Annotated in this window: 12 protein-coding genes and 1 riboswitch; of the genes, 6 read left to right on the forward strand and 6 right to left on the reverse strand. The window is 59.9% G+C overall.

The window, feature by feature from the left end; translation table 11 throughout:
• Positions 1 to 89 precede the first annotated feature (89 nt).
• A complete protein-coding gene (locus IB248_RS06925; RefSeq protein ID WP_018854820.1) occupies positions 90 to 797 on the reverse strand; it encodes an HAD family hydrolase in 708 nt (235 codons plus the stop codon).
• A gap of 191 nt (positions 798 to 988) precedes the next feature.
• On the opposite strand from IB248_RS06925, the gene rpiA reads away from it, so the two are divergent.
• From rpiA to IB248_RS06945, 4 genes are all read left to right on the forward strand, one after another.
• Entirely contained in the window at positions 989 to 1,687 is a 699-nt protein-coding gene (rpiA, locus tag IB248_RS06930; RefSeq protein WP_018854821.1) for a ribose-5-phosphate isomerase RpiA, read from the forward strand.
• A gap of 17 nt (positions 1,688 to 1,704) precedes the next feature.
• Positions 1,705 to 2,295: a DUF2059 domain-containing protein gene (locus tag IB248_RS06935; protein WP_192240594.1), complete on the forward strand. Its 591-nt coding sequence runs from the start codon at positions 1,705 to 1,707 to the stop codon at positions 2,293 to 2,295.
• 110 nt (positions 2,296 to 2,405) lie between these two features.
• Positions 2,406 to 3,791 carry a glutathione-disulfide reductase gene (gene gor / locus IB248_RS06940; RefSeq protein WP_018854823.1) on the forward strand — a complete coding sequence of 462 codons (1,386 nt, stop codon included), beginning with the start codon at positions 2,406 to 2,408 and terminating at the stop codon, positions 3,789 to 3,791.
• A gap of 320 nt (positions 3,792 to 4,111) precedes the next feature.
• Entirely contained in the window at positions 4,112 to 5,485 is a 1,374-nt protein-coding gene (locus tag IB248_RS06945; RefSeq protein ID WP_018854824.1) for a 3-deoxy-7-phosphoheptulonate synthase class II, read from the forward strand.
• Between the two features lie 124 nt (positions 5,486 to 5,609).
• Here IB248_RS06945 and IB248_RS06950 read toward each other — a convergent pair whose 3' ends face one another.
• The 3 genes from IB248_RS06950 to IB248_RS06960 form a co-directional block, all read right to left on the reverse strand.
• Positions 5,610 to 6,485 carry a hypothetical protein gene (locus IB248_RS06950; protein ID WP_192240595.1) on the reverse strand — a complete coding sequence of 292 codons (876 nt, stop codon included), beginning with the start codon at positions 6,483 to 6,485 and terminating at the stop codon, positions 5,610 to 5,612.
• Between the two features lie 133 nt (positions 6,486 to 6,618).
• A complete protein-coding gene (locus IB248_RS06955) occupies positions 6,619 to 7,143 on the reverse strand; it encodes a DUF1003 domain-containing protein (protein WP_113471032.1) in 525 nt (174 codons plus the stop codon).
• Positions 7,144 to 7,224: 81 nt separating this feature from the next.
• Positions 7,225 to 9,153, reverse strand: a complete 1,929-nt coding sequence (locus IB248_RS06960; protein ID WP_192240596.1) for an LTA synthase family protein — start codon at positions 9,151 to 9,153, stop codon at positions 7,225 to 7,227.
• A gap of 217 nt (positions 9,154 to 9,370) precedes the next feature.
• Between IB248_RS06960 and IB248_RS06965 the strand changes: the two genes are divergently transcribed.
• Positions 9,371 to 10,204 (forward strand): PD40 domain-containing protein, encoded by an 834-nt coding sequence (locus tag IB248_RS06965; RefSeq protein WP_192240597.1) that lies wholly within the window; start codon positions 9,371 to 9,373, stop codon positions 10,202 to 10,204.
• A 26-nt stretch (positions 10,205 to 10,230) separates the two neighbouring features.
• Positions 10,231 to 10,413, forward strand: a riboswitch (cobalamin riboswitch).
• Positions 10,414 to 10,452: 39 nt separating this feature from the next.
• Complete coding sequence (bluB, locus tag IB248_RS06970; RefSeq protein WP_192240598.1) at positions 10,453 to 11,142, forward strand: 5,6-dimethylbenzimidazole synthase; 690 nt, start codon at positions 10,453 to 10,455, stop codon at positions 11,140 to 11,142.
• A gap of 6 nt (positions 11,143 to 11,148) precedes the next feature.
• Here bluB and IB248_RS06975 read toward each other — a convergent pair whose 3' ends face one another.
• Both IB248_RS06975 and IB248_RS06980 read right to left on the reverse strand, forming a co-directional pair.
• Positions 11,149 to 12,234 carry a DUF2865 domain-containing protein gene (locus IB248_RS06975; RefSeq protein ID WP_192240599.1) on the reverse strand — a complete coding sequence of 362 codons (1,086 nt, stop codon included), beginning with the start codon at positions 12,232 to 12,234 and terminating at the stop codon, positions 11,149 to 11,151.
• Between the two features lie 122 nt (positions 12,235 to 12,356).
• Positions 12,357 to 14,669 carry an NADP-dependent malic enzyme gene (locus IB248_RS06980; RefSeq protein ID WP_192240600.1) on the reverse strand — a complete coding sequence of 771 codons (2,313 nt, stop codon included), beginning with the start codon at positions 14,667 to 14,669 and terminating at the stop codon, positions 12,357 to 12,359.
• Between the last annotated feature and the right edge of the window lie 42 nt (positions 14,670 to 14,711).

Here is a 14,711-nt window from a genome sequence, read left to right on the forward strand (position 1 = left end):
AAAACCTCCTTGCGTAGGTCAGGGTTTCGCGAGGGTTTTTTCGCGCGATCGGGTTAGGGGCTGGGCCGCGGGCCTCCTTTTCTTTTGCGTCAGCCTGCCGCCGCCGCCGGCGTTGCCGAGGTGAAGTCCTCGATCAATTCGTCGATCAGCGCAGGAGTTAACTCCTTGAAATGCGTAATCACGCTCGTTGGCCCGAGGGTCTCGACGGGGACGTCGGAATAGCCGAACGGCACGGCGATCGAAGGGACGCCGGCATTGCGGGCAACAAGAATGTCGTTGACGCTGTCGCCGATCATGACGGTCCTGCGGACATCGCCGCCGGCGCGCTCGATGGTTCCGAGAAGATGTTGGGCGTCGGGCTTCCTGACGGTGAAGGTGTCGCCGCCGGCAATGGCATCGAAATAATGGGTGAGTTCAAGCTTCTCGATCAGGTTGCGCGCCAGGCCCTCGAGCTTGTTGGTGCAAACGGCAAGCTTGCAGCCGGCACTCTTCAGTTGATCCATTGCCTCGACCAGGCTGGGGTAAGGCGCGGTATGTCCCGGCATGTTGTCGGTGTAGTGCGCAATGAAGCGGTTGAGCAGGGCAGGAAGCTGTTCCTGTGCCAACGGATGTCCTCGAAGACCGCAGGCCCGCTCGATCATGACCTTGGCGCCATGTCCGACGAGATGCGTGAGGTCGTCGTAGCTGACCGGCGCCACACCGATTGCCGCGATCGTATAATTCAGGCTCTCAACAAGATCGGTGTGAGTATCGAGCAGTGTTCCGTCAAGATCGAATACAACAAGGGCAGGGGTCAAGGATTGCGCCTTTCAGAAATGATGTCATCGGCAGTAGGTGATGAGGACCGGAAAAGCAATATTTGCCGGCAAAGGCGACGAGTTGCAAATGCCCACGGCTTTTCAAAAATCATTACGCTCTTTTGGCTTTCGTTTGGCAAGCGAGCCGTGTAAACAGCACATCCAACGCAATAATTCGGAGTCAGCGGCGCATGGATGCCCGCGAAATGAAGATCAAGGCCGCCGAGGCCGCACTCGCTCATGTCGAATATGGCATGCGGCTTGGAATCGGAACCGGGAGTACTGCCGAAGAGTTTGTTCGGCTGCTCGCAGAGAAGGTTTCAACCGGCTTCAAGGTCGAAGGCGTGCCAACCTCCGAACGCACGGCAAGGCTTTGCGTCGAGCTCGGCGTACCGCTGAAGTCACTGGATGAACTGCCGGAACTCGATCTGACGATCGATGGCGCGGATGAGGTCGATTCCGACCTCACGCTCGTCAAGGGTGGCGGCGGTGCACTGCTGCGCGAGAAGATCGTCGCTGCGGCATCTCAGCGCATGATCGTGATTGCCGACGAGAGCAAACTGGTCGAGACACTTGGCGCATTTCCGCTACCGATTGAGGTCAATCCGTTCGGACTCGTATCGACACGCATGGCGATCGAAAAGAAGGCCTCGAAGCTTGGGTTGAGCGGCAGCCTGACGCTGCGCCAATCCGGTGGCGAAGACTTCATGACGGACGGCGGCCACTACATCCTGGATGCATCTTTTGGCCGCATTCCTGATGCAGAGGCGCTTTCAAACGAGCTGAATTCAATACCCGGAGTCGTTGAACACGGGCTCTTTCTAAAAATGGCGGCGCTTGCGATCATTGCAGGTCCAGCAGGCGCACGCACGCTGCGGGCGAACAGGTAACAGGAGCATTGAAACTCATGATTAAATTTGCAGGTCTTGGCCGTTTTGCTGCTGCGGCCGTTATTTTCTCAGGCGTCGCATTCGGCTTTGCCGCACATGCGCAGGAAGCCTCTCCGGAGCAGCTGAAGGCGGCCCGCGCTGCGATCGACGCGATCGGCGCCACCGCGCAGTTCGACAACATCCTGCCCGGACTGGCTGAGCGCCTGAAGGCCGATCTCATCCAGGACTCGCCGAACTACCAGGATGCGATCACCGCTGAGGTCGACAAGCAGGCACTGGCCCTTGCACCGCGTCGCGCCGATCTCGAGAAGGAAGCCGCGCTGACCTATGCCAAGGCATTCTCCGTCGAGGAACTCAACGCGATCGCCGAGTTCTACAACTCGCCGGTTGGCAAGAAGCTGCTCAAGGATGGCCCGATCGCTTCGCGCGAAACCGTCAAGGCCGCCGACATTTGGGCGCAGGGCATCTCGCGCGATCTGCAGAAACAGACGAGCGCTGAACTCGTGAAGGTCATCAAGGCCCCGCCACCGGCTGCCGATCCGGCGAACCCGGCTGCGACGGCCGCGCCGAAGCCAGCTGCACCGGCTGCTGCAAAGCCGAAGCCGTAAGAAGGCGCGAATAACAGATCAAAAGCCCGGCACCGTCCGGGCTTTTGTTTTTGCGGCCGCCGATACTATATCACTTTCACCTCACCAGCCGATTCCATCCGGAGTTTCTCATGACGTCCTACGATTACGATCTCTTTGTCATTGGCGGTGGCTCAGGCGGTGTGCGAAGCGCCCGCGTTGCAGCCTCGCTCGGTAAGAAGGTCGCGATCGCAGAGGAGTACCGCTACGGCGGAACATGCGTGATCCGCGGCTGCGTGCCTAAGAAGCTCTTTGTCTATGCGGCTCAGTTCCATGAACATTTCGAGGATGCCGCTGGCTTCGGCTGGACGGTCGGCGAGAGCTCGTTTGACTGGAAGAAGCTGATTGCCGCGAAGGACAACGAGATCGCGCGACTGGAAGGGCTCTACAAGAAGGGACTGGCCGGCGCCAACGCCGAAATCCTGGAAACACGTGCCGAATTGGTCGACGCGCATACGGTCCGGTTGGTCAATACCGGCAAGACGGTGACCGCGAAGACCATCGTGATCGCGACCGGTGGCCGCCCGAACCCGCACGCGGCTTTGCCTGGGAACGAACTCTGCATTTCCTCCAACGAGGCCTTCCATCTGGAGGAGCTGCCGAAGGCGATTGTGATTGCGGGTGGCGGTTATATCGCGGTGGAGTTTGCCAATATCTTTCACGGCCTCGGCGTCGAGACGACGCTGATCTATCGCGGCGCCGAGATTCTGTCGCGCTTCGATCAGGACCTCCGCCAGGGACTGCACGAGGCGATGACCGCCAAGGGCATCCGCATCCTCTGCCATGATATGCTGCAGAAGGTATCGAAAGAGGACGGTCGTCTTTCCGTCGAGACGCTGAAGAACGGCACGCTGGTTGCCGATGTCGTGATGCTGGCGCTCGGGCGCATTCCGAATACGGAAGGCCTAGGCCTGGAAGCCGCCGGTGTGAAGACTGACGAGCGCGGAGCGGTGGTGGTCGACGACTATTCTCGCACCAACGTCCCGAACATCTATGCGCTCGGCGATGTCACCGACAGGATACAGTTGACGCCGGTGGCGATCCACGAGGCAATGTGCTTCATCGAGACGGAGTACAAGGACAATCCGACCAAGCCCGATCACGAGACGATCGCAACGGCGGTCTTCTCGCAGCCCGAGATCGGTACCGTAGGGCTGACCGAGGAGGAAGCGGGCAAGCGCTACAAGGAGCTCGAGGTCTACCGTGCGCAGTTTCGTCCACTGAAGGCGACGCTGTCGGGGCGTGGCGAGAAGATGATCATGAAGCTGATTGTGGTCGCTGCCAGCCAAAAGGTTGTGGGCGCGCATATCCTCGGCCACGACGCCGGTGAGATGGCCCAGATCCTTGGAATTACGCTGAAGGCGGGCTGCACGAAGGACGATTTCGACCGGACGATGGCCGTGCATCCGACGGCCGCGGAAGAGCTCGTCACAATGTATGCCCCGAGCTATCGCATTCGGGACGGTGTTCATGTCTGACGCCAGCAGCTGGTGATGTGGGGCGTGCGGATCACGTTGAGGAAGAGCGCCTGTATGACGCCTCATTAGAATTGCCGGCGTTTTTCCGGGACAAGCTTAAATTGGATACAAACCGTCTTGGTATAGTGATCGTTGATCGTACGTTTTCTGTTTGAAAATACGTCATCGAATTCCTTTATATCGCGCGTGGTCGCCGATTTAATCCTCAGTGTCGAAGAGCGGAACGCCGCTATGCAAGATGGCACTAAAGGGTTATAAGCCGCCCAACATTTTTAGGACGGAACATCCGGACTGACCGGATGGTGGAGCAGGTGAGTAAGATGGCAGAGAATTGGACACCGAGTAGTTGGCGGCAAAAACCGATCCAGCAGGTTCCGGACTATCCGGACCAGGCCGCATTGGCAGCAACGGAAGCCCAGCTCGCATCCTATCCGCCTCTTGTCTTTGCGGGTGAAGCACGCCGGCTGAAGAAGCATCTCGCCAACGTTGCAGAAGGCAACGGTTTCCTGCTGCAGGGTGGCGATTGCGCCGAGAGTTTTGCCGAGCATGGCGCCGACAACATCCGCGACTTCTTCCGTGCGTTCCTGCAGATGGCCGTCGTCCTGACCTTCGGGGCACAGCTGCCGGTGGTCAAGGTCGGCCGCATCGCCGGGCAGTTCGCCAAGCCGCGCTCTTCTGGCATCGAGACGCAGGATGGCGTGTCGCTTCCGAGCTACCGTGGCGACATCATCAACGGCATCGAGTTCACGGAAGAATCACGTATTCCGAACCCGGAGCGCCAGGCTATGGCCTATCGCCAGTCGGCCGCTACGCTGAACCTGCTGCGCGCCTTCGCAATGGGTGGCTACGCGAACCTCGAGAACGTCCATCAGTGGATGCTTGGCTTCGTCAAGGATAGCCCGCAGGGTGAGCGCTACCGCAAGCTTGCCGGCCGCATCAGCGAAACCATGGACTTCATGAAGGCGATCGGCATCAGCGCGGAAAACAATCCGAGCCTGCGCGAGACGGACTTCTTCACCAGCCACGAAGCGTTGCTGCTTGGCTATGAAGAGGCGCTGACGCGTGTCGACTCGACGTCTGGCGACTGGTACGCTACTTCGGGCCACATGATCTGGATCGGCGACCGCACGCGCCAGGCAGACCATGCCCATGTCGAATACTGCCGCGGCATCAAGAATCCGATCGGCTTGAAGTGCGGTCCGTCTCTGCAGGCGGACGATCTTCTGAACCTGATCGACATTCTCAATCCGGAAAACGAAGCGGGCCGGCTGACGCTGATCTGCCGCTTCGGCCACGACAAGGTTGCCGAGCATCTGCCGCGTCTCATCCGCGCGGTCGAGCGCGAGGGGCGCAAGGTCGTCTGGTCGTGCGATCCGATGCATGGCAACACGATCACGCTGAACAACTACAAGACGCGTCCGTTCGAGCGGATCCTGTCGGAAGTCGAAAGCTTCTTCCAGATCCATCGTGCAGAAGGTTCGCATCCGGGCGGCATCCACATCGAGATGACCGGCAAGGATGTGACGGAATGCACCGGCGGCGCCCGCGCCGTCACGGCCGAGGATCTGCACGATCGCTACCACACGCATTGCGACCCGCGTCTCAATGCTGACCAGGCGCTCGAACTGGCCTTCCTGCTGGCCGAGCGCATGAAGGGCGGGCGCGACGAAAAGCGCATGGCCGTCAACGGTTGATCGAAAATAGAAGTAAAAGCCCGCCTGATGCCGGGCTTTTTTGTTTTATACGATGGTGGCGGGTGGCGCGCTCTGACTAGCGTATCGGACGTCGCTCCGTATGAGTTCGCATCGGCGGAATGCTCTAGCGGATTTGGCCGGCCGCCCAGTGGATAGCGCTGTCCAATTCGGCAAACTTTGCGGATTGCCAGTGGAAATAGTCCTCGATGAATGTCTTGGAAAGCCATAGCGTGCCACGGTTGCGCGGGTTTTCCCAGCCGAGCATGCCGTCCGTTTCTGCTTTCTTGAACATCCGTTTCAAGTTGGTGAGGGAGATGCCGAAGTCGCTCGCGATTTCGCTGATCGTCACGCCTTTCAGCAGAGTGCGATCATGCTCCCGCGCGTCGTCCGGCAGGCGGCTGATCAGATCGTGCAGCACGAGGCCGCCGACATCCGACCAGAGGAAATGCCCGATGCTGCTCCGGGGTTCCTTCCAGACCGAATCCTGGATAAGGGCACGCGCAGCTCGCGGCTGTGCGAGAAGGAAGAGCCGCGGGGTGTCAGCGGTCAGGCTTGCGCGATTGCCGCCGTCGAGTTGGTCGAGGCAGGCCATATGGCCCTGGAACCAGGAGGCCATGGCCTCCTCGCTCGCCTCGGTCGTCTCGAGGCGACGCAGGCGCCGGTCGGGCGTTTCATCGGCAGCATCCCGCAGGAACTTATAGGCAATCAGTTCTGCAAGGAACGACGCAGCCGTATTCTTACTGGCGAGATCGAACTCTTTGGCCACCTGCATCATGCGGCCGGCCGTGAGCCCCGAACGTGGGTTGCCTCGATCTCGTCCGGCATGCATGGCAAACAGCGTTTGCGTCATTAGCCACTTTTGGTGCGAGGCGGCGAGGCGGGCAAGGCGAGGAGCGCGCTTGTGAATGCCGATAAGGTGGAGTGCGATCTGGCGTTCGATCGACAGAAACAGAGGGTGATGAAGGATTTCGTCGCGTGTATGCAGTCGGCCAGTGAGCATCGTATCGTATTGTCGGATCGGATTGGTTCCCGTTGCTCCTCCAACATTTGCGTCGATGTTTCAATGCGGCACTTGGTTAGCGGATCGTTAATCGATTGGTATAGTTAAATTCAAGCGATCCCGGATCCTTCGATCAACTGGGCAGACGCTGGTTCAAACGCTCGATGTCTTCGCGCAATGCTGCAATTTCGGTGAGCACGCGCATGTCAATCTTCTGATGCAGGGATAGAACTTCCAGTTCTGCTTTGAGATTGACCTCATAGTCTTTTGCCGCCTCGAAACGATCGCGCTCCGCCTGGCGGTTTTGCGACATCATGATGATCGGAGCCTGGATCGCCGCCAGCATCGAAAGCACGAGATTGAGGAAAATGAACGGATAGGGATCGAAGGCGCGCGTCAGCAATACAATGGTGTTTACAACGCACCAGCAGACCAGGAAGAGCAGGAAAGCAATAATAAAGCTCCACGAGCCGCCAACACGCGCAATCGTATCTGCCAAGCGCTGGCCGGAGGAAGATTCGGCTTGAAGAGCGGCATTGATATCGGTCGAGATTATCTTCCGCTCGTGCGCCTTCGCGAGAACGCGCCTTTCGATCTCGCCGAGTTCGTCGGCCGGCTTGTCGAAGTGATGGTGGATGAGGTCCGATAGGTTATGCATGGCCGACTCCGAATGCTAGATCGCTCGGGCGCCAGTATTCCGTAATGTTTTCAAATTGCAATGCGGGCTTGTGCCGCTTTTCTATGTGCCTTGCGCATAGAGCCAGGCATGCTGCGGGAAGAACCGCTCGAGCGTCTGAGCCTTGCCGAACATGATGTCATGCTGGAGGTATCGATAGTCCCGGACGAGGGGATCGAGGTTCTTCGGCTTCAGGACCCAATCGGGAGATGCCGTGTTGTCGCGGGCAATGAGCTGATATCGGTCGATGACGCTGTACTTCTTCTGCACGCGGCCGAGGAAGCCCGTGTAGTAGGGATGCTCGAAGCCGGCGAACTTCAGGAGGTGGTACGAAAGCAGTGAGGGGCTGATGGTGCCGACATCCTTCTTGCTGCCCTTCTTGTTCGACCAGATGACGAGCGGGGTCTCGTGTTCCTGCTTCATGACGCTCACTGATGCCTTGCGGGTGGCAACCTGGTCCGGCATGTAGCCGGTCGCCATGTAGACATTGCCGAGCGGGGGCAGGTGGTCGCCCCACAGCACGATGATCGTTTCGCGGTCGCGCTTTTCTGCCCAATCCATCAGCATCTTGAGGCTGTCGTCGGCTTCCTTGACACCCTGCGTATAGGTGCCAAGGGTGGCGCGGTCGGCATCGTTCAGGTTGCCCTTGATGTCGATAGTGTTGTGGGCGTAACGGTTCGGTTCGTAGGGGCCATGTCCCTGCAAGGTGACGCCAAAGAAGAAGAACGGGCGATCCATGCCGTCAGCCTCGTTCATGATCTCCTTCATAAGCGACTCGTCCGAAGCGAAGATGCCTCGCTTTTCCATGGGAGGCAGGGTTTCTTCGGAGCGGAACTGCTCGAAGCCGAAGTCCTTGTAAACCTCGTTGCGATTCCAGAACCAGCCGCTGAACGGATGAAGCGACCGCGCCGCGTAACCTTCGCCACGGAAGAACGTGGCGAGCGAGGGAACATCACGACGGATGTATTGCTGGTAGGGAATGCTGCCGTATGGCAGGAAGGCGTTGGAGAAACCTGTCAGCGCCTCGAATTCGACATTGGCGGTCATGCCGCCAAACTCCGGCGAGAAGACATAGCCGGACTGCTCTGCACGGATCGTCGGCATAGGATCTGGCGACAGGCTCAGCGTCTTCAGGCGGGTCGGATCCCAGAATGACTCGCTCATCAGCATGATCACGTCGGGCTTTTCGCGTGGCCCGCTGAGGTAGCCGTAGTTGCGGCCGGGGATGGCGTCGAGCGCCTCTGTACCGAAGCCGACAGGCGCTGCCACGTCTGCCATCGGAATGTTGAAGATGAAGGCGAGGATGAAGCCGTTGCTGCGGTAGTTTTCCTTCTGGTCCCACATCATCGGAACCACCTGCAGGCGGTCACGGATGAAGGAATATTGGGAATAGTCCATCAAGGACCCGAAAGCCGCGATAACGGGCAGGCCGACGCAAAGCCGGCGGACGCGAGAGGCCCTTGGGAGCTTTGGGAAGTTGCGCCAGGCGAAGCGCCAGAGGAAGACAATCGCGGTAACGGACAAGACGATGCCGACAAGCATCGCAACGGCCGTCCAGGGGCGGTCGCGCACCATCACAGGGAGCAGTTCCATGATCTGCCGCCCGAAAAGGACGTCCGATGGATAAAGCGGGTCCGAAAGGTAGTGCTGCTTCTGGTTGGATACGATGGCGGGGACGATCACAAGCGGAAGAACGATCAGCGCCGAAATGAACCGCCGGCCCAGGACTGCATCGAGCGACAGCATCAGGACAGTCAACATCACAACCGTCGTCATCCCCGGACGCACAGGCGATGTCAGGAATTCGCGGACGTCGGCCAACCCATCGCGGGCAATGATCTCGACAGTGGCGGTGGCAAGGAGCGCAAGCAGGGCACAAAAAGCAACGCTGAGTGCGGTGCGTAGGGCGGGCGACCGAGCGCTTCCCCCGAAATCGGTGGAAAGCGACGCAAAACGCGCTGCCGCTGCAGACCTCATTACCAACGCGATCAACTGGAAAACTCCGACGTCATAAAAGCTTCGTCGAACTGTCACATCTTTGTCATGAATGCTAGATGAACCGTTAGGTTTCCTGCATTTGTGATCGGTGGATAAAACGCCCATCACGCAGGAACTACCTCCAGAGCAGATTCTCGGTCAGGCGCATTTGCTTGTGCTGAGTGGCGAGCCGTCGTAGGTCTGGCGGATTCGATGCTTAGGAGGATTCAGATTGCGCAGTTCCGTTGAGATCTACAGCATCAGGACAGGCGAGGCGCGCGTCGTCTGGCAAACCACGCAACTCGTTGAGGCGCCGAACTTTTCGTCGGATGGGACCTATCTTCTGTTGAACGGCGACGGACTCCTCTACCGTCTCGCACTTGATGGTTCGAGCAAGGTCGGCAAGGTCGATACCGGCTTTGCGACGACCTGCAACAACGACCACGGCATTTCGCCCGATGGCCGCCAGATCGTCATCTCCGACAAAACCGAGTTCGGGAAGTCGACGATTTATGTGCTGCCGGCCGAAGGTGGTACGCCGCGGCTGGTGACGCAAAATCGGCCATCCTATTGGCACGGCTGGTCGCCCGACGGGAAGCAACTCGCCTATTGTGGCATCCGCAACGATTTGTTCGATATCTACACGATCTCCGTTGACGGCGGCGAAGAAAAGCGGCTGACCCACGGCGAGGGACGCAATGACGGGCCGGACTATTCCGCCGACGGTCAATGGATCTACTTCAATTCTAGCCGCACCGGCCTCATGCAAATCTGGCGAATCCATCCCGATGGGACCGGTCTTGAGCAGGTCACCAGTGACAACTATGGGAACTGGTTTGCCCATCCGTCGCCCAACAACGACAAGGTTCTGATCCTTTCTTACGATCCTGATGTGTTCGACCATCCACGCGATCTCGATGTTCGCCTGCGGCTGATGGACATGGACGGCGGAAACCTGACGATGCTCTTCGATCTCTTCGGCGGGCAGGGAACGATCAACGTGCCCAACTGGTCGCCGTCAGGTGATGAGTTCGCCTATGTGCGCTACTTTCCCGTCTCGGATTAAGGGATTGCGTCGGCCAGGGTTTATGGGCATAGACGCGTCCGTCGGGTGCCCGCCGCGGGCGGGAGAATCGGGAATTCGGTGAAAGACCGAAACGTGCCCAACGCTGTAAGGCTGACGGCTGCCGCAAAGAGCCACTGGTCCAGTACCGGGAAGGCGCGGCAGTCGGATGACGCCAAGTCAGAAGACCGGCCCGACACCATAGACTGACCCGCGTGGACGGCGGGCGGTTGTGTTGTTGGGGATTGACGATGCGACCAGACCATTCAGGCTCCCTGTCGGGAGCCGCAGCCTTTTCGACCGAGGAACGCGACGCCGTCTACAGGGCGATTTCGACGCGACGCGACGTGCGTTCCGAGTTTCTCCCGGATGCCATACCGGACGACGTCGTCAAAAGGCTTCTGACGGCCGCGCATCACGCGCCGTCCGTTGGGTTCATGCAGCCCTGGAATTTTATCCTGGTGCGCGATGACAAGGTGAAGGAGGCCGCGTGGCAGGCCTTCAATCGCGCCAACCGCGAGGCCGGCGAGATGTTTGAAGGCGGGCGGCAACAGCTCTATCGCTCGCTGAAGCTTGAGGGCATCCGAACCGCACCGCTCAGCATCTGCGTGACCTGCGATCCGGACCGCTGCGGCGATGTCGTTCTTGGCAGGACGCACAATCGGCGGATGGATTCCTACTCCACGGTCTGTGCCGTGCAGAATCTGTGGCTCGCCGCCCGCGCCGAAGGCGTGGGGGTCGGCTGGGTGAGTATCTTTCACGAGTCCGATATCAAGGACATCCTCGGTGTTCCTGATCGGGTCGAGATCGTTGCCTGGCTCTGCGTCGGCTATGTCGACCGGCTCTATGACCAGCCGGAACTCGCCGTCAAAGGATGGCGCCAGCGATTGCTGCTGGATGAACTGGTGTTTACGGATCGCTGGGACAATCCAGCGGACTGAGGGCGGCTATTGCTGCTGCGGCTGAGGGCCCGGCTTTGCCGGATGCTTGAGGTCGATTGTGCCTTGGTCGCCGGCCAAGAACTGCGGACCGATCTGGCGCACCTTGTTGGTCGCCGGATCATATGGCCTGTCCGGCACCTGAGGCTGCGGTGCAGCCGGGGCGGCGACCTTTCTCGCTGGCTCGGGCTTCTTGGTTTCGATCGTGGTGATCGATCCTTGTTGCGGCGGTTCGCTGATCGATTGGCTTTTTCGCATCCGCTCATAGTAGGCGTTGAGGTCGCAGCTGCAGGATGATTTTTCGCCGGGTTTGCGGTTCTTGTAGGCGAAAGCGTTCGGCATTGCGCTGTAAGGAGCGCCCGTCGCCGCCGATATCATCTGTGAAGTCTCAGTGCTGGAGACGTCATGATAAAAGAGCTCGGTGTCGATGCCGGGACACATCTTCGAGCAGGTGTCGGCATCGCGGGCGAAGTCCTGCGAGGTTGCATTCGAGCTTAACGGAAAAAAGCCACCGTCGCAGGTGCGCACACAGACGGTATTGAGATGAGAGGGCGTCGACATGCCGGGGAGACCGTATCGGCGCTGGCCGGGATCGCCACCCGGCGGTACGAAGGTGTCGTTTCGCAGCGCCTGATCTTCAATGCTTGGAGGCGGTGCATATCCATCGCCGCTGTCGGCGGGCCACTGTTCCTCGTTGCAGCCATTGTCATCGAGCGCCGCAAGAAGCTCGTTTCGCGTGCGGACATCCTCGCTTTGGCCACGCAGCTCGTCGCGCCGCTGCTGCAGATAACGGATGTTGTCGACCATTTTGCTCTCCGCGCGCTCAAGCTCCCCGCAATAGCCGTCATCGTCGCCGATCACGACCATGCTGCCGCTTGTGCAGCCGTTCTGACGGAGATCGCTACGGACTTTGCGAAGCTCAAGGTTCTGTTCGGCGATGGCGCTGGCGAATTTGCGCACCTCGGGTGTGCTGCCGATGATTTGCGGCAGATCCGCAAGGCGGGCACGCAGGTCTCCGCAGATCGCCGGCACCTGGGCATGGGCCGGGCCGATCAACACAAGTGCGGCTGCGAATGACAGAATCCAGCGGTTCAAGGCATCGTCCCATCGGTGAGCAGGTCGTAAGGCGCGGCGTCCCGCCGCGCCTCCATTGCTAGCCCGTTTGTCTTAACAGGCTGCAGTCGGAATCTTAGCGCATTTTCTCGATCGGCCGCAAATCACGCCGGCTGTGAAGCCTCGACGACGGCGAGGGCAGCCATGTTGACGACACCGCGGGAGGTCACCGAGGGCGCCAGGATGTGCGCCGGCAGCGCAGCGCCCAGCAGGATCGGCCCTACATGCAAGCCGTCGATCATCGATTTCACGACGCCGAGGGTGATATTCGCCGAATCCAGGTTCGGGAAGACCAGCAGGTTCGCTTCGTCATGCAGGGTCGTGTCGGGCATGACGCGCTTGCGCAGGGCGTCGGAGATCGCGCTCTCGCCATGCATCTCGCCGTCGACTTCAAGCTCCGGGGCTGCTTCGCGAACGAGCTTGAGAGCAGCACGCATCTTCGTCGCGCTCTCGGATTCACGCGAGCCGAAATTCGAGTGGGAAACGAGGGCCACGCGCGGCGTAATGCCGAAGCGCTTGATTTCCTCGGCGGCGAGAACCGCGGACTCGGCGATTTCTTCCGCAGTCGGATTGAAGGTGACGTAGGTGTCCGTGAAGAACGTGGCTCCGCGCTGCGAGATCAGCAGGCTGAGTGCCGAGAAGTCGCAGACGTCATGCCGCTTGCCGATGATCTGGCGAACGTCGCGCAGATGCTTCTCGTAACGGCCTTCCAGGCCGCAGATCAGAGCGTCGGCTTCGCCGCGCTTCAGCGCCAGCGCGCCGATGACGGTCGTGTTGGTACGAACGATCGTGCGGGCGGCCTCCGGAATGACGCCGCGACGCCCGACCAGCGAGAAGTAGAGATCGACATATTCGCGGAAGCGCGGATCGTCTTCCGGGTTGATGACGTCGAAATCCGAAAGCGGGCGGATGCGCAGGCCGTAGCGCTGGAGGCGCGTTTCGATGACCTGCGGGCGGCCGATCAGGATCGGTTCGGCAATGCCTTCTTCCAGCAGCACCTGCGCGGCGCGCAGCACGCGTTCATCCTCACCTTCCGAGAAGATGACCCTCTTGCGCTCGGCATTCTTCGCCGCAGCAAAGATCGGTTTCATGATGAAGCCGGAACGGAAGACGAAACGGTTGAGCTGGTCGAGATAGGCGTCGAAATCGGTGATCGGACGCAAGGCGACACCGCTTTCGGCGGCAGCCCTCGCGACCGCCGGGGCGATCCGCAGGATCAGGCGCGGGTCGAAGGGCGAAGGGATCAGGTAGTTCGGGCCGAAGACCGGCGTTTCACCCGAATAGGCGCGGGCGGCGACGTCGGACGGCTCCTCGCGCGCAAGTGCCGCGATGGCGCGCACGGCAGCCATCTTCATTTCTTCGTTGATGGTGATCGCACCGCAATCCAAAGCACCCCGGAAGATGTAGGGGAAGCAAAGAACATTGTTCACCTGGTTCGGGAAGTCGGAGCGACCGGTGCAGATCATTGCATCGGGGCGGGCAGCGCGGGCGAGATCGGGCATGATCTCCGGCGTCGGATTGGCGAGCGCCATGATCAGCGGTTTTTCGGCCATCTGCGCCAGCAGTTCCGGCTTCAGCACGCCGGCGGCAGACAAGCCAAGGAATACGTCGGCGCCACCGATGTTTTCCGCAAGCGTGCGCGTGTCGCTCTTTTGGGAGTAGACGCTCTTCCACTCGTCCATCAACTCTGTACGGCCTTCGTAGACCAGGCCTTCGATGTCGTGGACCCAGATATTCTCGCGTTTGGCGCCCAGTGTGACGAGGAGGTTGAGGCAGGCGAGGGCAGCGGCACCCGCGCCCGAAGCGACGATCTTGACCTCGTCGATCTTCTTGTTGGCCAGTTCCAGGCCATTGAGGATCGCCGCAGCGACGATGATGGCCGTGCCATGCTGGTCGTCATGGAAAACCGGGATCTTCATGGTCTCGCGGAGACGGCGCTCGATCTCGAAACATTCCGGCGCCTTGATGTCCTCGAGATTGATGCCGCCGAAGGTCGGCTCGAGCGAGGCGACGGTCGAGACCATCTGATCGACACTCGTTGCATCGACCTCGATATCGAAGACATCGATGTTGGCAAACTTCTTGAAGAGGACGGCCTTACCCTCCATGACCGGCTTTGATGCCAACGGACCGATATTGCCGAGGCCGAGAACGGCCGTACCGTTGGAAATGACCGCTACGAGATTTGCGCGCGAGGTATAGTCGGCGGCCGTCTCGGGATTGTCACGGATGGCGAGACAGGGTGCTGCGACGCCGGGGGAATAGGCCAGCGCCAGGTCGCGCTGGTTGCCGAGCGGCTTGATTGCCTGGATTTCAAGCTTGCCCGGACGCGGATAGCGATGGAAGTAGAGCGCCTGCTCGTCGAGGCTTCCACCTGCCAAATTCTTTTCCGTCTTGGACTTTTCGTGATGATCCATCATCGCCTCCGGCTGCCGCATGCTGTCTTTGAACTGCCTTCA

The sequence above is a fragment of the Rhizobium sp. RHZ01 genome (assembly GCF_014851595.1).
GTDB lineage: Bacteria > Pseudomonadota > Alphaproteobacteria > Rhizobiales > Rhizobiaceae > Rhizobium > Rhizobium altiplani.